The 18,554-nt window shown below is 64.6% G+C and carries 18 protein-coding genes; 9 read left to right on the top strand and 9 right to left on the bottom strand.

Annotated features, from left to right (window positions below; genetic code table 11):
* Positions 1–2 precede the first annotated feature (2 nt).
* The 4 genes from AAN986_RS11725 to AAN986_RS11710 all read right to left on the bottom strand — a co-directional run bounded on the left by AAN986_RS11725 (position 3) and on the right by AAN986_RS11710 (position 5,762).
* The gene (locus AAN986_RS11725; protein ID WP_047216938.1) at positions 3–1,349 is read right to left on the bottom strand and encodes a sigma-54 dependent transcriptional regulator; all 1,347 of its coding nucleotides are present in this window, start codon (positions 1,347–1,349) and stop codon (positions 3–5) included.
* A complete protein-coding gene (locus tag AAN986_RS11720) occupies positions 1,346–3,226 on the bottom strand; it encodes an ATP-binding protein (protein WP_016446284.1) in 1,881 nt (626 codons plus the stop codon). Before AAN986_RS11720 ends, AAN986_RS11725 begins: the two co-directional genes overlap by 4 nt.
* Positions 3,227–3,272: 46 nt before the next feature.
* Entirely contained in the window at positions 3,273–4,580 is a 1,308-nt protein-coding gene (locus AAN986_RS11715; protein ID WP_016451539.1) for a dicarboxylate/amino acid:cation symporter, read from the bottom strand.
* 771 nt (positions 4,581–5,351) lie between these two features.
* Positions 5,352–5,762 carry a hypothetical protein gene (locus AAN986_RS11710; protein WP_156179743.1) on the bottom strand — a complete coding sequence of 137 codons (411 nt, stop codon included), beginning with the start codon at positions 5,760–5,762 and terminating at the stop codon, positions 5,352–5,354.
* A gap of 595 nt (positions 5,763–6,357) precedes the next feature.
* On the opposite strand from AAN986_RS11710, the gene AAN986_RS11705 reads away from it, so the two are divergent.
* Positions 6,358–6,735, top strand: coding sequence for a hypothetical protein (locus AAN986_RS11705; RefSeq protein ID WP_047216937.1), 378 nt, complete (start codon positions 6,358–6,360; stop codon positions 6,733–6,735).
* A gap of 75 nt (positions 6,736–6,810) precedes the next feature.
* On the opposite strand, the gene AAN986_RS11700 is transcribed toward AAN986_RS11705, so the two are convergent.
* The gene (locus AAN986_RS11700; RefSeq protein WP_047216936.1) at positions 6,811–8,385 is read right to left on the bottom strand and encodes a methyl-accepting chemotaxis protein; all 1,575 of its coding nucleotides are present in this window, start codon (positions 8,383–8,385) and stop codon (positions 6,811–6,813) included.
* A gap of 259 nt (positions 8,386–8,644) precedes the next feature.
* Between AAN986_RS11700 and AAN986_RS11695 the strand changes: the two genes are divergently transcribed.
* The 5 genes from AAN986_RS11695 to AAN986_RS11675 all read left to right on the top strand — a co-directional run bounded on the left by AAN986_RS11695 (position 8,645) and on the right by AAN986_RS11675 (position 12,164).
* Positions 8,645–9,628, top strand: coding sequence for a MerR family transcriptional regulator (locus AAN986_RS11695; RefSeq protein WP_047216935.1), 984 nt, complete (start codon positions 8,645–8,647; stop codon positions 9,626–9,628).
* Positions 9,589–10,221 (top strand): lipocalin family protein, encoded by a 633-nt coding sequence (locus AAN986_RS11690; protein WP_047216934.1) that lies wholly within the window; start codon positions 9,589–9,591, stop codon positions 10,219–10,221. Before AAN986_RS11695 ends, AAN986_RS11690 begins: the two co-directional genes overlap by 40 nt.
* Complete coding sequence (locus tag AAN986_RS11685; protein WP_047216933.1) at positions 10,218–11,255, top strand: FAD-dependent oxidoreductase; 1,038 nt, start codon at positions 10,218–10,220, stop codon at positions 11,253–11,255. The genes AAN986_RS11690 and AAN986_RS11685 overlap by 4 nt, the downstream gene beginning before the upstream one ends.
* A 20-nt stretch (positions 11,256–11,275) precedes the next feature.
* Positions 11,276–11,455, top strand: coding sequence for a DUF2256 domain-containing protein (locus AAN986_RS11680; protein ID WP_013801983.1), 180 nt, complete (start codon positions 11,276–11,278; stop codon positions 11,453–11,455).
* A gap of 100 nt (positions 11,456–11,555) precedes the next feature.
* Positions 11,556–12,164, top strand: coding sequence for a DUF4337 domain-containing protein (locus AAN986_RS11675; RefSeq protein WP_034366698.1), 609 nt, complete (start codon positions 11,556–11,558; stop codon positions 12,162–12,164).
* 97 nt (positions 12,165–12,261) lie between these two features.
* On the opposite strand, the gene AAN986_RS11670 is transcribed toward AAN986_RS11675, so the two are convergent.
* Positions 12,262–12,753, bottom strand: a complete 492-nt coding sequence (locus tag AAN986_RS11670) for a hypothetical protein (protein WP_047216932.1) — start codon at positions 12,751–12,753, stop codon at positions 12,262–12,264.
* Between the two features lie 302 nt (positions 12,754–13,055).
* Here AAN986_RS11670 and AAN986_RS11665 point away from each other — a divergent pair, with 302 nt between their 5' ends.
* Positions 13,056–13,550 (top strand): MerR family transcriptional regulator, encoded by a 495-nt coding sequence (locus tag AAN986_RS11665; protein WP_047216931.1) that lies wholly within the window; start codon positions 13,056–13,058, stop codon positions 13,548–13,550.
* Between the two features lie 25 nt (positions 13,551–13,575).
* Here AAN986_RS11665 and AAN986_RS11660 read toward each other — a convergent pair whose 3' ends face one another.
* Entirely contained in the window at positions 13,576–14,271 is a 696-nt protein-coding gene (locus AAN986_RS11660; protein WP_047216930.1) for a type 1 glutamine amidotransferase domain-containing protein, read from the bottom strand.
* Complete coding sequence (locus AAN986_RS11655) at positions 14,268–15,194, bottom strand: NAD-dependent epimerase/dehydratase family protein (RefSeq protein ID WP_047216929.1); 927 nt, start codon at positions 15,192–15,194, stop codon at positions 14,268–14,270. Before AAN986_RS11655 ends, AAN986_RS11660 begins: the two co-directional genes overlap by 4 nt.
* Positions 15,195–16,035: 841 nt before the next feature.
* On the opposite strand from AAN986_RS11655, the gene AAN986_RS11650 reads away from it, so the two are divergent.
* The gene (locus AAN986_RS11650; protein WP_074922946.1) at positions 16,036–16,452 is read left to right on the top strand and encodes a jacalin-like lectin; all 417 of its coding nucleotides are present in this window, start codon (positions 16,036–16,038) and stop codon (positions 16,450–16,452) included.
* 129 nt (positions 16,453–16,581) lie between these two features.
* Here AAN986_RS11650 and AAN986_RS11645 read toward each other — a convergent pair whose 3' ends face one another.
* On the bottom strand, positions 16,582–17,466 hold the full coding sequence (locus AAN986_RS11645) for a LysR family transcriptional regulator (RefSeq protein ID WP_047216928.1): 885 nt from the start codon (positions 17,464–17,466) through the stop codon (positions 16,582–16,584).
* Positions 17,467–17,585: 119 nt separating this feature from the next.
* Between AAN986_RS11645 and argC the strand changes: the two genes are divergently transcribed.
* Entirely contained in the window at positions 17,586–18,554 is a 969-nt protein-coding gene (gene argC / locus AAN986_RS11640; RefSeq protein WP_047216927.1) for an N-acetyl-gamma-glutamyl-phosphate reductase, read from the top strand.

Below are 18,554 nucleotides of genomic sequence, written 5' to 3'. Positions count from 1 at the left end.
GCCTACCCATCCAGCCCGTACTTGCGGATCTTGTCGTGCAGCGTGGTCTTGGGCATGGACAGGGCTTCGGCCGTGCGCGCCAGGCTGCCGGCGTGGCGGCGCAGGGCGTCGGCGATGAGGGCGCGCTCGAAGGCCTCGACAGCGGCGGACAGCGGCCGGGGCGCGGCGTCCTGCGCGGTGGTGCCGGCCGGCTGGCCGAAGGGGGGCGAGCCGGTCTCGATGCCCAGCACCGTGCGCTCGGCCACGTTGCGCAGCTCGCGCACGTTGCCGGGCCAGTCATAGCCCAGCAACTGCTGCACGCGCGCGGTGGTCAGCTCGGGCACGGGCCGCTGGTGGCGCGCGGCGCCCTGCAGCGCGAAGTGCTCGAACAGCAGCGGCACGTCCTCGCGCCGCTCGCGCAGCGGCGGCAGCGAGACGGTGGCCACGTTCAGGCGGTAGTAGAGGTCGGCGCGGAACAGCCCTTGTCGGCTCAACTCCAGCAGATCCACCTTGGTGGCCGCGATCACGCGGCAGTCGATGGGGATCAGGGTGTTGGAGCCCAGGCGCTCCAGCACACGCTCCTGCAGCACGCGCAGCAGCTTGATCTGCATGGGCAGGGGCATGCTCTCGATTTCGTCCAGGAACAGCGTGCCGCCGCTGGCGTGCTCCAGCTTGCCGATGCGCTTCTTGCCCGCGCCGGTATAGGCGCCGGCCTCGCTGCCGAACATTTCGCTGTCGAACAGCGTATCGGGCAGGCCGCCGCAGTTGACGGCCACGAAGTTGCCATCGCGCCGTGCGCTGGCTTCGTGCAGGCAGCGCGCCACCAGTTCCTTGCCCGTGCCGGTCTCGCCTTGGATCAGCACATCGGCCGCGCTCTGCGCCAGCCCCGTGAGCATCTGGCGCAGCTGGCGCATGTTGGGCGCGCGGCCTATCAGCCGGTGCTCCAGGCTGTCGCGCTGGTCCAGCTGCTGGCGCAGCGCCCGCACTTCCAGCACCAGGCGGCGGCGCTCCAGGGCGCGGCGCACGGCGCCGACCAGGGTTTCGGGGGCGAAGGGTTTCTGGATGAAGTCCTGGGCGCCGTCCTTCATGGCCTGCACGGCCATGGAGATGTCGCCGTGGCCGGTGATCAGCACCACGGGCAGTTCCGGGTCCATGGCCACCAGTTCGCGCAGGAAGGCCATGCCGTCCATGCGCGGCAGGCGGATGTCGCTGACCACGATGCCCGCGAAGTCGCGCGACAGGCGCCGGCGCGCCTGCTCGGCGCTGCCCACGCTTTCGCAGGCGATGCCTTCGAGCTGCAGCGCCTGCTCGCAGCCGAGCACGATGTCGGGGTCATCCTCGATGATCAGGACTTTGAGGGCGTCGGTCATGGTGTGTCGGCAGAGGGTGTGGAGGGAGCCAGGGCCAGGCTCAGCGTGAAGACGGCGCCGCCGCCCGGATGGTTGCTGCCCGTCAGCGTGCCGCCGCATTCACGCACGATGCCGGCCGACAGCGCCAGCCCCAGGCCCAGGCCCACGCCCTCTTCCTTGGTGGTGAAAAACGGCTGGAACAGATGGGCCTGCGCCGCTTCGCTCAGGCCCGGCCCGTGGTCGCGCACGGTGACCTGGGCGCGGCCATCGGCCACGGCGCAGGCCAGCTCCAGGCAGGGCGCGGGCTGGCCGCGCATGGCGTCCAGGGAGTTGTTGATCAGGTTGATCAGCACCTGCTCGATGCGGTTGCGGTCGCACCAGGCCACGGCCTCGGGCACGCCGTCATCGCGCAGGATGCGGGCGCCGGTCTCGGCCACGCGCGACTCCAGCACGGCCAGCGCATTGTCCAGGGCACGCGCCAGCGGCACGGCCTGGCTGGCGCCGCTGGACTTGCGCGCGAAGTTGCGCAGCTGGCCGGTGATGCGGCCCATGCGGTCGGCCAGCTGCGCCATGCGCTCCAGGTTCACGCGCGTGGTTTCGGTATCGCCGCGCTCCAGAAAGCGCTGGCTGTTGCCGGCCAGGGTGCGCAGCGCCGTCAGCGGCTGGTTGAGTTCATGGGCCACGCCCGTGGACAGCTGGCCTATCACGGCCAGCTTGCCGGCCTGCACCAGTTCGTCCTGGGCGGCGCGCAGCGTGGCCTCGGCGTGGGTGCGCTCGGCCACCTCGGCCTGCAGCGCCTCGTTGGCGGCCGACAGGTCGGCCGTGCGCTGCTCCACCTTGCGCTCGAGCTCGTCGTGCGCGGCCTGCAGCGCCTCGCGCGCGGCCAGCCGGTCGCGCAGGTGGCGGCGGCGCTCGTTGACCATCATGGCCAGCAGCAGCACAAAGGCCGCGCCCACGGCCGCGGCCAGCGCGCGGCTCTGGGCCAGCTGGTCGACCTGCTCCAGGTGCGAGAGCACGGTGATCGTCCAGGGCGTGCCCGGCAGCTGGCGCGACTGGGCCAGGAAGCGGCCGCTGACCGGGTAGACCGAGCCTGGCGATTCCTCGCCATGGCGGGCAATGCGCACCAGGCGCGCGCCCTGGCCCAGGTCGCGCAGCACCTGCAGGCCCAGCGGCTCCAGCGCGCGGCGGTTGTACTGGCGCGTGTGGTCGAAGGCGGCGCGCGTGCCCTCGTCCAGCGTGCGCAGGGTGGTGAATTTCCAGTCGGAGACCGTGCCCAGGATGACGACGCCGTTCTCGTCGCCCACCAGCACGGGCGCCTCCACCGTGGACCAAGATTGCTCCAGCTGGTCCAGGCTGACCTTGACCACGGCCACGCCCAGCGTGTGGGTGTCGTCGCCCAGGGTGGAGGCCAGGTAGTAGCCGGGCTCGCCGCGCGTGGTGCCTATGCCGAAGAAGCGCGCGCTGCCCGTGGCCATGGCCGTGCGGTAGTAGGGGCGAAAGCTCAGGTCCTCGCCCATGTAGCTGTCGGAGCGCCGCCAGTTGCTGGAGGCCACGACATGGCCGCGCGCATCGACCAGGTAGGCGGTCAGCGTGCCCGCGCGGTCGTTGAGCTGCTCCAGGTAGGCGTTGACGCGGTTGGTGAGCTGCTCGTCGCCGGGCTCGGCCAGCAGCCTTTGCACATTGCCTTCCAGTGCCAGCACGTCGGGCAGGAAGGCGTACTTGCCGATCTCGCGCTGCAGGCTGGCGCCGTACAGCTCCAGCCGGTGCATGCCCGTGGCACGCAGATCGGCGATGCCCAGCCGCTGCGCCATCAGGTACGCACCCCAGCCGCTCAGCCCGCTCAGGGCAAGCCACAGCAAAAGCAGGATGAGCTGGCGCAGGGGGCGGCGGGCGGGCATGGTGAAGGCACCAATGTTATCAGTGCCCCCCAGCGCCGCCTGGGCCTCAGGCCGAGACAGCGGGCCGCCCTTCCTGGGAGTGCTCCATGGGCAGCAGCGACTCGTCGTCGTCCGTGGTGGCATTCGGATCGACCGCGCCTTCCCACTTGGCCACCACGGCCGTGGCAATGGCATTGCCCAGCACATTGGTCAGCGTGCGGCCCATGTCCAGGAAATGGTCGATGCCCAGGATCAGCAGGATGCCGGCCTCGGGCAGGCCGAACATGGGCAGCACGGCGGCCACCACCACCAGCGAGGCGCGCGGCACGCCGGCAATGCCCTTGCTGGAGACCATCAGCACCAGCAGCATGGTGATCTGGGCCGTCAGCGTCATGTCGATGCCGTAGGCCTGGGCGATGAAGATGGCCAGGAAGGTGGTGTAGACCATGGAGCCATCGAGATTGAACGAGTAGCCCAGCGGCAGCACGAAGCCGATGATGCGCGGCTTGATGCCGAACTTCTCCAGCTGCTCCATCAGCTTGGGATAGGTCGATTCGCTGCTGGCCGTGGAAAAGCCCACCAGCAGCGGGCCGCGGATCAGGTTCAGCAGGCGGAAGATGTCACGGCCCAGCACGACGTAGCCGGCCACGATCAGCAGCACCCACAGCGTGGCCAGGGCCAGGTAGAAGCACAGCATGAACTTGCCGAACACCGACAGCATGCCCAGGCCATGGATGGTGATGGTGCCGGCCACGGCACCGAACACGCCCACGGGGGCGAAGCGCATCACGTAGTCGGTGACCTTGAGCATGATGTGGACCACTTCGTCCATCAGGCCCACCATGGAACGCGCGGCCTGGTTGTGCAGGTTGCCCAGCGCAATGCCGAAGAACAGCGCGAACACCAGGATCTGCAGCACCTCGTTGGTCGCCATGGCCTCGAAGATGTTCTTGGGGAACACGTGGGCGATGAAGTCCTTGAGGTTCAGCGCCGAGGTCTTGAGGTTCAGCCCTTCGGCCGACGACGGCAGGGCCACGCTCAGGCCATGGCCGGGCTGCAGCACGTTTGCATAGATCAGGCCGATGGCCAGCGAGCAGAACGAGGCCACGATGAACCAGCCCAGCGCACGGCCGCCGATGCGGCCCACGGCCTTGGCGTCGCCCATGTTGGCCAGGCCCGACACCAGGGTGGCGAACACCAGGGGCGCGATGATCATCTTGATCATGCGCAGGAAGACATCGGTGAGGATGCCGAAGTAGCTGGCGATTTCCTTGGTGGCCTCGGGCGTGGGCGCGTAGCTGTTGCAGGCATAGCCCACCAGCACGCCGAGGACCATGGCCACGAGCACCATGGTGGTCAAGCGGTTGAATTTCATGCGGATTTTTTCGTTGGACGTATTTCGGTCTTGCAAGCGAGCCCGGCCACCACGGCTGCCGGCCACGGGCCGGATGCCACAGCGAAGACGGGCTTGTCTCCCTGCATACACAACCACGATGCACGTGGCCTGCGCCTGACAGTGCACAGACCGTGCCAGCCGCATCCGGCCCCTGCACCCCGCGCTAACTGCTTGATTCGCCTATATCGACCTTACTTTTATGCATAAGGTGGCACGGAAATCCGAACGATGGAACGCCTGCATCGTTCGGAAAACCGGATGACTGGGCATGCCGCCTCCGACCTGCCTGTGCACCCTGTCCACACTTCTTTTTTTTGGGGTGGCGCTGGGCCGTGGACCTGACGAGCACCGTCGCCACGGGACGCCCTTGATTCCGGGACAAGCGCGCTTGCCGATCGAATCGCCAACCGACCCAGCGTGATATGGATGGCTTGATATGCCAGCAATGCGGCCCATCGCTGTCATGGCACAGCCAGTACTCCGACGAGGGCGCCTTGATCTCGTTGGCGCAGGGAACGCAGGATTCGGAATTTGCGGCGGGCGGGTAGCGGTATGCGAATCGGGGCTTGGATGGTGTGGCTAGGTTGTGGGTTTGGTGGATTGAGGAGCAGGGACTGGTCTCGGCCAATTTGTGGCGACCAACGACGCAAATCGGCCAGTAGCAGCCAATCAGGCTAAGGGAAATCAGTCGTTAACCATTTGAATTAGCAGTCCAGTCATCTACGTTGACTCAATAAACAGTTGGGATTATTACGAGAATTCAACTGAGAATTTGAAAGGGTGCGATGTCAATCCAAGATACCGACCCTTCTTATTAAGCGTAAAGTAGACAGTAAACCCTGTGTAACTATATTCGTTTTTATTGCTGTCTGCCTCAAAACCAAGTTCCACGCGAAAGTCAGCGTCTTTCTCGGATTGAAATGGACCAACAACTATCGAGTTGAGAAACCATTCTCCACTGTCTTTCATAAAAGACTCCAGTAGTGCAATCGATTTTTTCTTTATTAAAAAATATTCAGAAATTATCATCTTCGCGTCTTCAAGAGCCGCGATACTGGGCGCCTCATCGGTACCATAAAGAAATAACTCTGTCCCATCTTCTGTTTGCGAAAACCATGCATTTGTTCCTTTTTCTTTTTTCAATTTATCAAGATTAAACATGCAGAGGTGATTTTAGTAGTAAAAGATGAAGAATAATACATTGCACTGGCCCCTAACGCCATACAAGTCTAGTCGGCGCTCTTTCTATGCCTTCACAATGACTGCTTAACGGCGGACCAATGAAGGTCTCCTGTGGGTCGAACAGCGACAGTCAAAACTCAGCCAATAGCTGCATCCACCATCCGCAGCAGCCCACGCCATCGCTGCAAATCTCCGCCCCGAAAACGGGGCACTCCCCTCCCCGCCCGCGCTATCATCCGCACCGGCCCCCTGTCACGGGGCCGGTGCTTCAAAACACCTTCACCACACAGCGGCTGAGCCTTCCCGAAAGAAGGCCTCGTCACGTCTGAACACTTGGCAAGTGGGCTCCCGCCCGCTCGTCCAAACGGTTACGGGCGGGATGGGGCTGTCCGCAAGGCTGCCCGCACGTCTGTGTGCGTGTTTTGAACATCCCGTCCACCTTTTCCGTGCTTCAAAACGAGGGATTGGCGGTTTCAAATCTCACACAGGAGTACGGAACCATGAACGCCGTTTCTCTCGCACTCGCCTGCGCGCCCTCTCTTGGCGCCGCCCCTTCCACACGGAGGGCCAAGGCATGAACCCCACCACCCAGCCCACCCTCGCCAAGGACAGCCACAGCACCCGGCAGCTGTCCAATGCCCTCACCCAGGTGGACCATCTAGTGCAGCAAGGCTGTGCAGAGATTTCCGCCATCGCCCAGCTCGCCCTGGCATGGCTGGAGACGCCCAAGGGCCATCGCCACATGGATGTGGTGGCCCGCGCCCTGCAAAGCATCCGCGACAGCGCCGAGACGCTGGCCGACTACGCCAGCACCGAGGCCCAGGCCATGGGATGCGGGTTTGAAGACGCGGCCGAGATGCGCCGCACCGAAGCGGCCGAGGCAGCCGCCAAAGCCATGGCGCAACTGTTTGAACGCCGGCCGGTGCCCGGGCAGAACGGCAGCAGCGGCTGATGCTCCGGCGCCTGTAGAGGGGCCCGCTCTCCCAGGGTCCCGCACCGTGTCTTCACCCGGTGCATCAACCCTGCCTCAACCCTGCGCCTGAGGCCCCAGGCGAAAAACGCTCACGGACTGCACAAGGTCATGCGCCTGCTGGCGCAGGCTCGTGGCTGCCGCCGCCATTTCCTCCACCAGGGCCGCGTTTTGCTGCGTCGCCTGGTCCATCTGCGTGACCGCCTCGCCCACTTGTGCCACGCCGCTGCGTTGTTCGGCAGAAGCCGCGCTGATCTCGCCCATGAGGTCGGTGACGCTGCGTATGCTCATCACCACTTCAGCCATGGTGCCCCCCGCGCGGTCGGCCAGCACAGAGCCCTGTTCGACCCGCTCGACGCTGTCGGAGATCAGGGCCTTGATCTCCTTGGCCGCCGCCGCGCTGCGGCCGGCCAGGCTGCGGACCTCGGAGGCCACCACAGCGAAGCCGCGGCCCTGTTCACCGGCACGCGCAGCCTCCACCGCAGCGTTCAGCGCCAGGATGTTGGTCTGGAACGCGATGCCATCTATGACGTTGATGATGTCGGCGATGCGGCGCGAACTTTCACTGATGCCCTTCATCGTGTCCACGACCTGGGTGACCACCTCGCCCGCCTGCCCGGCCACGCCGCTGGCCTGCTGCGCGAGCGCGTTGGCCTTGCCCGCGCCATCCGCGTTCTGGGTCACGGTCGCTCCGAGCTGCTCCATGGAGGCCGCAGTTTGTTCAAGCGCGCTGGCCTGGCTTTCGGTTCGCGAGGACAGGTCGGTGTTGCCCTGGGCAATCTGGGTGCTTGCACTCGCCACGGATTCGCTGCCGCTGCGCACGACGGCCACGACCTGCGATAGCGCATCACTCATCTCGCCGAGGCTGCGCAGCAGGGTCCCCACTTCATCGTGGGTGGTGGCCTCCACCCGCTGCGTCAGATCCCCGCATGCCACCGCGCGTGCCACCTGGATGGCCCGGCCGATGGGAACCGTGATGGAGCGCGTGACCCAGGTACCCAGCAGAGCGGCCAGCACGACGGCCACCAGCGCGCCCCCCAACTCGAACGCCAGCGTCATTGCCGCCAGCGACTCGGTGCGCGTCAGGCGCTCGGCCATGAGCTGCTCCTCCTCCCGCACCAGGTCCGCCTGCAGTGCGCGCAGCCCATCCATGGCCGCCTTCTCGCGCCCCAGGGAGAACTCGCGAACCAGATCCTCGACCGTCGCCGTGCCGTCCTGAACTTGCCGCCGCAGCGCCTGCAGCGGCTGCACCGCCTGCACGAATTCACGGTGGCGCAGCCGGATTCCGTCGAGCCGGCGCTGCTGGGCGGGGTTGTCCTCGGTCAGGCGTACGGCCTCCTGCCAGGAGGCCTCGAACTCCTTGAGTCCTTCATCCCATGGAGCAAGAAAACGGGAGTCACCCGACAGGAGATAGCCCCGCGAGGCCGTCTCCATGTTGACCATGCCCGTGAGCATGCGCTGTCCTTGGGACATCACCTTGAAGGTGTGCTCGTTCCAATGCTGGGCCTCCTTGAGCCGGGACTGGCTGCTCACGGCCAGCGCGATGACAAGAAGAAAAATGGCGATGACGCATGCGAAGGCAGCTGCGAGACGGCGGGCCAGTGGCCAGTTGGACAAATTCATGATGATCATCGGTACGGACTGCGTAGCCGGAAAGACTGCACACGGGCGCGGCGATCACGATGTCAAGCCTCGCCTGCGCCTGGGGCAGTCATCTCCTGGCCGGGATCTACAGAGCACTCGCGCCAGCGGCTGCCGGGTGGCGGCCAGCGGGCCTGTGCTTTGTTTCTCTATGTAATATATTGGACAAAACATATTTTTGTCCTAGACAATTCGCAAAATCCCTCAAAACATTCCGGCCATGGCCGGACGTTTTGTTCCCTTCAGATCAATGACGCCACTTTCTGACCCCCTGCCTTTGGCGCCTGGCCCCGGGCTGCCCATCTCGGCCGTCGAACGCGAGACCGGACTTGCCAAGGACACCCTGCGTGTCTGGGAAAGACGCTACGGCTTTCCAAGGCCTGAACGGGATTCGGCAGGCGATCGCCGCTACCCGGCAGACCAAGTTCGACAACTGACCCTGATCCGGCGGCTCATGGATACGGGGCTGCGCCCCAGCAAGCTGATGGGCGTGGATCTGGACGGCCTGCAGGCGCTGCTGGCCCGCGCCGACACCTCGCCAGCCATGGATTTGTCCAGGACAAATTCAGAGAATGCAGCAGACTCTGACCGCTTCGCACCCATGCTCAACGCCATTGCCGCACATGATCCCGCCCAGCTCAGGCATTGCCTGAGCCTGGCCCAGTCGCGCATGGGCCTGGCCGGTTTCGTGACCACGCTCGTGGCCCCGCTGACCACGGCGGTCGGCGAATTCTGGGCACAGGGGCGTTTTGAAGTGTTCGAAGAGCACCTGTACACCGAGGTGCTCACCGGCGTCTTGAGGCAGGCGATCGCCTCGCTCGTCCCGCCTTCCCCGCCGCCCGCGCCCAAGGTATTGCTGACCACGCTGCCGCAGGAGATGCATGGACTTGGGCTGCTCATGGTCGAAGCCTTGCTGGCCCTGGAAGGCTGCAACTGCGTATCGCTGGGCACCCAGACGCCCATCGGCGACGTGGCACAGGCCGCGCGGGCGCATCGCGCCGACATCGTGGGGCTGAGCTTCAGCAGCGCGCACAACGGAGCAATGGCGCAGGCTTGCCTGGGCGAGCTGCGCAGCCACCTGCCGCCGGCCATCGAGTTGTGGGCCGGTGGAGCATGCCCGGCGCTCTATTCCAGCCCTGTCGCGGGCATCACGCCGGTGCGCCATCTCACGGATCTGCAACCGCTGGTCGCCCGATGGCGGCAGGCGACAAGAACACCAAGGACATCCGCATGAACTTTCCCGCCCCCCGCCCCGTCTTCACCGCCAGGCGGCGCACCCTGCTGGCAACGGCCCTTGGCGCAGGCCTGCTGGCCAGCGGTTGCGCCAGCATGCGCCCGCCCGGCTCGGTCACGCCCGTCTCACCGTTCGATCTGCAGCGCTACCAGGGCCTGTGGTACGAACTGGCACGGCTGGACCATGGTTTCGAGCGGGGCATGACCGATGTGACCGCCGAGTACACGCCGCAGGCAGACGGCAGCGTGAAGGTGGTAAACCGGGGGTTTTCCGTGCCCCGGGGCCAGTGGCAGCGTGCCGTCGGCAAGGCCCTGTTCACGGGCAAGCCGGACACGGCTTCGCTCAAGGTCTCCTTCTTCGGTCCGTTCTACGGCGGCTACCATGTGGCCGCCCTGGACCCTGACTACCGCTGGGCGCTGGTCCTCGGGCCGGACACGCAGTACTGCTGGATACTGGCCAGGGAGCCGAAACTGCCCCCGCAGACCCTGCAATCCATCGTCGCCAAGGCCGCGGAACTGGGCGTCGATACCGGCGCGCTGATCTGGGTCAGCCATGATCGGCACCAGGAAGCGCGCAGCCAGGAGGCCTTGTGAACAGCCTGCCCCCCGTCGCGGTGATCGGCGCAGGAATGGCGGGTTTGGCCTGCGCACAGTTGCTGGCCGAGGCTGGCTGCCGCGTGGATATCTTCGAGAAAAGCCGAGGCCCATCCGGGCGCATGAGCACACGGCGCGCGCAGGATCTGCAGTGTGCGTGGCAGTGCGATCACGGCGCCCCATCGTTTGCAGCCCAGGACCCGGAGTTCGTGCAGGAGGTGCGCCAGTGGGAGCAGCACGGCGTTGTCGCCGCCTGGCGTCCGCGCGCAGTGCGCCTGCAGGGCACAGACGCGGTGCCCGCAGAGGCAGGCCTCGACCGCTGGGTGGGCGTGCCGCGCATGACCTCTCCCGCAGCGTTTCTTGTCCAGCGGCTTGGACAGCAGGGGCATGGCGTACGGCTGCACCTGCAGGCCACGGTGCAGCATTTGCAGCACGGGCCTGCCCGCTGGACAGTGCACTGTGCCGAACAAGGGCAGATGGGGCCGGAATACTGCGCCCTGGTGCTGGCAGTGCCTGCACCGCAGGCGGCAGCCTTGCTGGAGCCGGTCTCGCCCTATGCTGCGGCACTGGCCGCCAGCGCACGCATGCAGCCTTGCTGGGTGGCCATGCTGCGCACCGACGCCCCCCTGCCGCTGGACTGGGATGCGGCAGAAATCACGGATGGCCCGCTGTGCTGGGTGGCACGCGACAGCGCCAAGCCAGGGCGGCAAGGGCAACAAGGGCAGCAGACCTGGGTACTGCATGCCAGTGCACGGTGGAGCCAGGATCACATCGAATCGGACGCTGAATCCGTGGCCCGGCAACTGCTGCAGGCATTCGAGGCCCTGGCCGGCTCTCTGCCAGGCGGCCTGCGCGTCACTGCCCACCGCTGGCGCTATGCGCTGCCGGCACCCCACCTGGTCAACCGCTGCTGGTGGGACGCGCCTGCGGGCCTGGGCCTGTGCGGCGACTGGATGTGCGGCGCAGGCGTCGAAGGCGCCTGGCTCAGCGGACGGGCGCTGGCCCGGCGCGCCCTGGCCACGCTGACGCGCTGAACTGCAGGAACGCCCGCGCCATGCACAAGAAGCCCCACCTTCCCTCCAAGCTGTGTGCGTGCTGCGGTCTTGCGTTCACATGGCGCAAAAAATGGGCACGTGATTGGGACGAGGTCAAATACTGCTCGCAGCGCTGCCGCACCGCGCGACTGCCGCCTGATCCCACTCCCCCATCTGCAGGCCGTCAGCCAAGGCGCTGACCTCCAAGCGGGCCATGCGCCCGCACATCCTGGGAGCCCTGGATTGCCGCCAGGCCGGCCCCATAATGCGCCACCCCATTGCATCAAGGAATTGGCACCTATGTCTTCCGGCGGCTTTCACGTCCACGGCCCACACGATCACGAACTCGAACATGCTGCCCAGGGCGAGCATGGCCACACCGCCCATCACGGCATCGGCGGCGGCAGCCTGACCAACCAGATCGCCATGTGCACGGCAGTCATCGCCACGGTGGGCGCCATCTTCGCGTACATGGGCGGCGCCACCCAGGCCAATGCCGGGCTGTACAAGAACGACGCAGCCATCAAGAAGACCGAAGCGGCCAACCAGTGGGCCTTCTTCCAGGCCAAGAGCACCAAGCAATCGCTGTCCGAGTTCGCGCGTGATCTGGCGACCACGGAGGACAGGCGGGCGGCCTACCAGGCCAAGGTGGAGCGCTACGAAAAGGAAAAGGACGACATCAAGCGCGATGCCGACCGCCTGGAAGCAGAGGCCCGGCAATGGGACGAGAAGTCAGAGATGCAGATGCATCTGCATCACCGCTGGGCGCAGGCCACCACCGCGCTGCAGGTCGCCATTGCCCTTGCAGCCATCGCGCTGCTGACCAAGAAGAAATGGCTGGAATACGCCATGCTCGGCGTGGCAGCGCTAGGCCTTGGCGTGGGCGGGCTGGCCATGCTGCACATCTAGAGCGTGTGGCAAAGCCGCAAAGCCGCAAAGCCGAATATCCGCCCTGGAAGGCAGCTGTGAAACAGCCCCCCCCCGATTCCCCGGCCTTGCCCGCGGCTCAGTCCTCGCTGGGACGGGGGTAGCCTGCCTCTGCCCACGCTTGCGCAGACGTCCGGGTGAGCTGATGGTCCGGCCTGACTCCCACCTTGGCCAGCTCGCTGCCGTCGGCGGCAGTGGCGGTGAGCGTGGCGCTGGGATTGTCTTCATCGGGCTCGATATCCAGAGAGACGGTCACGCGTGACCCGCCCACCACGATCTGCACATCCTTGTGCAACTGCGCTGCCAGATGCTGCTCATGCCGGCGCATCACCTCGTGCGCCGTCTTCACGAGCGTGTTGAAGGCGGAAACGTCCAGCGGCTTGGGATTTTTCTTGTCGCGGCCCATGGTCCACGGGCCGACCAGGCTTGGCTCCGCCTGGCCGTCCTGGGTCATGGCAACGGCCCAGCCATCGTCGTCTTCATTCTTGATGACGCGGGCCTCCCAGCCGTTGTGATGCCAAAGGCGGTCTTCGAAGATTGAGACGACTTTTTGTTCGAGTTCTGCGGACATGTCCAGACCCTTCCCTTGTGGAAACTATCGAGCCCGAAATTCTACTGTCCATCCATACAGTTCGCGCGCAGGGGTCTATTGCGCAAGCGGCGGCTTCCACGGGGCCATGACACCCGGCAGATACGGTAGCCACGGCAGTCAAAGCAGGCGTGCAGGCTGGTCATCAGCGGCTGACCGAGCTGCGTCAGGTTGCCTCGCTTGCACGTCGCGCTCGCCGCAAATTGCCGCTGGAGCGAAGGGCTTGCGAATGCGATAAGCTTCAAGTCTTATTGAAGGTAAAGGCATCCCTGCCGAGGTCACGTATGAACATTGGCGAACTGAGCAAACGCACAGGCCTGTCCACATCACGCATTCGTTTTTATGAGCAAAGCGGCCTGCTGCAAGCGGCTGAGCGTGGCTTGAATGGCTACCGCAGCTATCCGCCTGAGATGGTGCAGATGCTGGAGCTGATTGCGATGGCGCAAGGCGTGGGCTTCAGCCTGGATGAAATTCGTGCACTCTTGCCACCCGGCCTGCAAGGCTGGGACCATGAGGCCGTCGTGGGCGCGCTGCGCCAAAAAATTTCCGATATCAAGGCCATGGAGAAAAAGCTGCAGACCAGCAAAAAGCAGTTGCAGGCTTTGTTGTCCGATATTGAAGCCCGGCCAGACAACATGGATTGCCATGACAACGCACGCCGCGTGCTCTCACATGTACTGGCCCAGCAATCCGAATCCCTGGCCTCTGAAGCAGCGGCCGAAGAAAAAATGGGCAAGCTCATGCGCACCGGACACAAGAAGCGGGCAAGCGCGGCATAGGCCTGCGCCAGTTTGGAACGTGGCCCTAGCGCGTTGCCAAAGCCTGCACCACCTGCTTTGCAGTCGCTTTGGCCGACCCCGGGTTTTGCCCGGTGATGAGGCGGCCCTCGGCCACCACATACGACATAAAAGGCAGCAAGGCTTTTTGATAGCGCGCACCGCGCATCTTCATCTCCTGCTCGGCGTTGTAGGGCATGGACCGGGCCACTCCGGCCAGGATTTCTTCCGTCCATGAAAAACCCGTGACCCGTTTGCCCGCGACCAGCAAAGAGCCGTCGCTGAGCTGCGTATTGAGCAGGCCGCAGTAGCCGTGGCAAACCGATGCAACGATGCCACTTCGCTCCCAGATGCTGCGTGTGATGCGCTGCAGCCCCGCACTATCGGGAAAATCCCACATCACCGCATGCCCTCCGGTGAAGTAGATGGCATCGAAATCGTTCGCATCGATATCGGCAGGTGCCGCAGTGTTCGCCAGCAGGGCCATGCGCGCGGGATCATCGAGCCAGGCTTTGGCCGAAGCATCGAAGTGCGGCCATTGGAGTGCGCGCGGCTCCAGCGGTACGGCGCCACCCAGCGGGCTCGCCAGTTGTTGCAGATACCCTTGCGCAGCAAACACATCCCAGGCATGGGTCAGCTCCGACAGCCACAGCCCTGTGGCGTGCGCAGGGTCGTCGTAATGAGCGACATTGGTGACGACATGCAAGATACGTGGCGTACTCATGATGACTCCTGCGCGATGTGCTTGAGGCCCTGTGCGTAGCTGGTGACAGCAAAGTCGGGAAAGCGGCGCTTGAACTTGGACGAATCAAACACATTGTCGTGCGCGTAGCGTGGCAGCAGTTCACGCAGTTCGCGCACGGGCTTGGAGACCCAGCCAGCAACCACCATGGCCAGGTGGCTCAGTACCTTGTAGCGCGGCTCAACCCCAAAGGTTGCAGCCGCCAGGTTCACAAAGGCCTGATAGGTCAGCCGCTCGTCCCAGCAAGGCAGATGCCATGTCTGACCATACGCATCTTGCGCATTGCCAATGGCTGCCATGGCGCGGCTTGCATCGGGCGTCCAGATCAGGGTGCGCAGCTTGTCGTCACGCACCGGCACTTTGGCCTTCTGGCCCGCCTTGAGCGGGCCGATCACCAGGGTGTTGGTGATGCTTTGGGTTTTGCCGGGGCCGTAGAACTCTGGCGCGCGGGCAATGGCGACGGGGATATCGCCGCGCTGCATCTCGGCCAGCACCATCTCGGCCATCAAGGCGCGCACGCGCCCCTTGCGGCCCACCGGGGCATAGGCGGTTTCCTCGGTCTGCCGCTGCGCGGTTTGCGGGTACATGTAGGTGTTGTCAAAGTAGACAAACTTGGCCCCCGCTGCCCGCGTGGCATCGAGCGCGTTGCGCAGCATGGCAGGAAATTGCCCCTCCCATAACTCGGTGTCTGGTGGCAGGCCAGCGGTGAAGTACACGACCTCGCTGCCACGCACGGCCTCAAGGGTTTGCGCGGAATTCATCAGGTCGGCGGACACCAGCTCGTCCGTATCGTTCACCTTGCGCGGCTTGCGGCTGACCAGGCGCAGGTTCTGCGTGTAGTTGCGGTGGAGCTCGCGCGCCAGCTCCACAGCGATCTGGCCATTGGCGCCCAAAATGGTTTGCATATCGATCCTTGCAGCATCTTGTGTGATGAGAGGATAAGGAGCTTAAGCTTCAACTTGAGTTGAAGGTCAAGCGGCAAAACTGCAGGTCCCTGATATCAGGTCGAAGCCCCCTGCCGACTCGCTGGCTGTCTGAAGAAACCCGGCACTTCCATCATGTCGGGGAGCCTGGAGCCTGGACACTGCGGCCTGCTTTGGTGCACCTGGTGAAGGCCCGGTTCGGGTCGGCAGCGCCTGTGCATGAGCCGCGATGGCGGACTTGCCTCTTTGCGGTTGCTCATCTGTGGTCCGAACTTGTCGGCTTTATCGAGACTGCCACCGCACACCGGCATCAATTGCTGCAATGGGTGCAATGGGTGCAATGAGAGCAATGGCAGCAATGTGTGTACAGCAGCTATTTGATGCGATCAGAATGCACCACCACCATTGAAAAGAAGAAGCCATTCTCAATCCAATGATTGAATTGACAACTTCCGATGGACGCCGCTTATTCAATGTGACAGAATGAAACGCCAGCAATGAATGGCTTGAAGACCTCTGATGATGGCAGTGGCAAATATTGCCATAGCGATCGCAATGACAGGGCGAAAAACCGGATGTACCGCTATTGAGATCCAGAAATCAAATCGTGTTGACTTCGCGCATTTCTGAGGGATCGTTTGGTCAATGAACGTCAGAGCGTGCTCTTGTCGCCCGCACCTCATTTGCACTGGAAGCGCACTACGACCATTGTCGCCATTCGGCCAATCATTGAATCCAGCTTCTGGCTTTCGAGCCTTATGCTTCTATGAACATCGCCCCGTAGAAGCCAAAAAACCAAGGGCGATTGACAACGGAGATTTATATGCCTTACAAGAAAAGTCAACAAGTCGGCGGTCAGGGTGGAGACGAATTTTCCGATGATCTGACCCAAGTGGTTCGAATTGTGAGGATTTCGATCAGGCATGGAGCCAGAGTCGATGCCATCCAAACCACATGGCTTCTGACAGACGGAACACAACTCACTGGTGCACGCCATGGTGGCGGGGGCGGCGAAGAAACTGTGATCGAGTTTGGCAGCAACGAGCACATCGTTACGATACAAGGGCGAAGCGGAAGTCGAATTGATTCCCTGACCATTACCACCAACAAGAAGTCCTACGGCCCCTACGGAGGCGACGGAGGGAAACCCTTCGGCCCCATTCCTGCTGAAGCAGCGGGTGGATTCTTTGGTCGTTCCGGCACAAATGTTGACGCGATAGGCGTTTTCATTCCAGCGTAGTGTCAAGCCGGTGATGGTGCCATCGCATCAACAAGGCACCGAAACGGACTGGGATGAAGCCGAGGTTTATTCCAGTCCGCTCATCGGCTCTATTGATTCCTGCTGTCAATCAGGCATCAATCAGCAAAGTCAACGCCCCCGCATCCCCATCAAAACCCCAATCGTCACCGTCGTCGCGTCGTCATCCGGCCTTTTGCGATGCGCGATGCCCAACGCCCTTGACAGTGCCGGCCGCAGGGGTCGCGTGGTGATGCGGGGGTCAGGCTGCGGTGCGCCGGCCTCGTGGGGCAGCAGCGCGGCGCCGTAGCCCGCTGCCACCAGGCTCTTCATTGCGTCGTTGTAGTTCAGCTCGATGCGTGCCTGCGGCCGGGCGCCGCCTGCGGCAAACCATTCGGCGGTCTGGCGCGACAGCCGGGTGCCACGGTCGTTGGCGATCAGGGGGCGGGCCGCAAGCCAGGCGGGCGTGATGTGTCGCGGCGGTTTCCAGGCGGCCGGGATGAAGGCGAGCACGGGGTCCTGACGCCAGGCCTGCACCTGCAGCCCGCGCAGCACGGGCTGCGGCAAGGCAACGATGCCGATGTCCAGGCTGCCGGCAGCCAGGCGCGCCAGGGCTTCCTCGCTGGTCATCACCGCCACTTGCACATCGATCTCGGGATGCCGGGCGGCCAGGGTTTCCAGTGCCTGGGGCAAGAGGTGCGCGAGTGCGCCGGTGGAGGCGCCCAGGCGCACGCGGCCCCCGCGCGTGGCGATCTGGCGCTGCACGGTCTGCAGGAGATCGTCGGCCTCGGCCAGGAGCTGGCGCGCCTTGTCTATCAGCAGGCTGCCCGCCGATGTGGCGGTGACGCCGGCCGGTGCGCGGTGCAATAGACGAGTTCCCAGACGTTCTTCGAGCTGCGCCACATGCAGCGTCACCGTGGGCGGCGCCAGGTGCAGCACCTTGGCGGCGGCGGCGAACGAGCCCAGGTCGGCCACCGTCAGCAAGGTGCGCAGACGGTCCAGATTGATTTCGCGCATGGTGCGGTGTCCCAGGTTGCCAGCAATTCAGGAATCATGAATCCGTAGTTTGTCAGATTCAACTGGCCTGCATTCGGCAGGCGCTGCACCATGCGCTCCACACCCAATCGGAGCAACCCATGACCTCTCTTGTTTTCATCGATGGCGACCAAGGCACCACCGGCCTGCAGGTGCGCGAATGGCTGGCGGATCGGACCGACCTGCGCCTGCTGCAGCTGCCGGCCGACCAGCGCAAAAGCACGGTGCACCGCGCCGAGGCGCTCAACGACTGCGACATCGCCTTGCTGTGCCTGCCGGACGAGGCTGCGCGCGAGGCCGTGGCGCTGGTGCGCCGGCCCGGCGTGCGCGTGATCGATGCGAGTTCTGCGCATCGCACCGCGCCGGGCTGGGTCTATGGCCTGCCGGAACTGGAGGCAGGCCAGGCTGAACGCATCGCCCATGCCCGGCGCGTCAGCAATCCCGGCTGCTATCCGACAGGTGCTCTGGCACTGCTCAGGCCCTTGATCGACGCGGGCCTGCTGCCCCCCGACTACCCGCTGGCCATTCACGCGGTATCGGGCTATTCGGGTCGGGGCCGCGCAGGACTGCTGGACCATGAGGGCGCTGCCGCCGCGACTGCCGTGCCCCTGCAGGTCTATGGCCTGGGACTGCACCACAAGCACGTGCCCGAGATCCAGCAGCATGCCGGCCTGGCCCATGCGCCGGTGTTCGTGCCGGCCTATGGCCACTACCGGCAAGGCATCGTGCTGACCATCGCCCTGCATCTGCGGCTGCTGCCCGCTGGTGTGACCGCCCGCAGCCTGCACGCTGCGCTGCAGGCGCGGTACCAGGGCCAGCCCTGCATCGAGCTGCACCCCCTGGAGGAGGACGCCGATGCGCAGCGGCTCGACCCGCGCGCGCTCAATGGCAGCAACCGGATGCGGCTCGCGGTGTTCGGGCAGCCGCAGGAGCAGCAGGTGCTGCTGACCGCCGTGTTCGACAACCTGGGCAAGGGCGCCGCCGGCGCGGCGGTGCAGAACCTTGATCTGATGCTCGGGCTGCAGCCGATGCTGCAGCCAGGATGCGATGAATCCCTGAGCGTGGTGTGA

The sequence above is a fragment of the Delftia sp. DS1230 genome (assembly GCF_040112715.1).
In the GTDB taxonomy this organism is placed as follows: domain Bacteria; phylum Pseudomonadota; class Gammaproteobacteria; order Burkholderiales; family Burkholderiaceae_C; genus Comamonas; species Comamonas tsuruhatensis.
The sequence above is the reverse complement of the archived record's forward strand: the minus strand, read 5'-3'. Positions and strand labels throughout refer to the sequence as shown.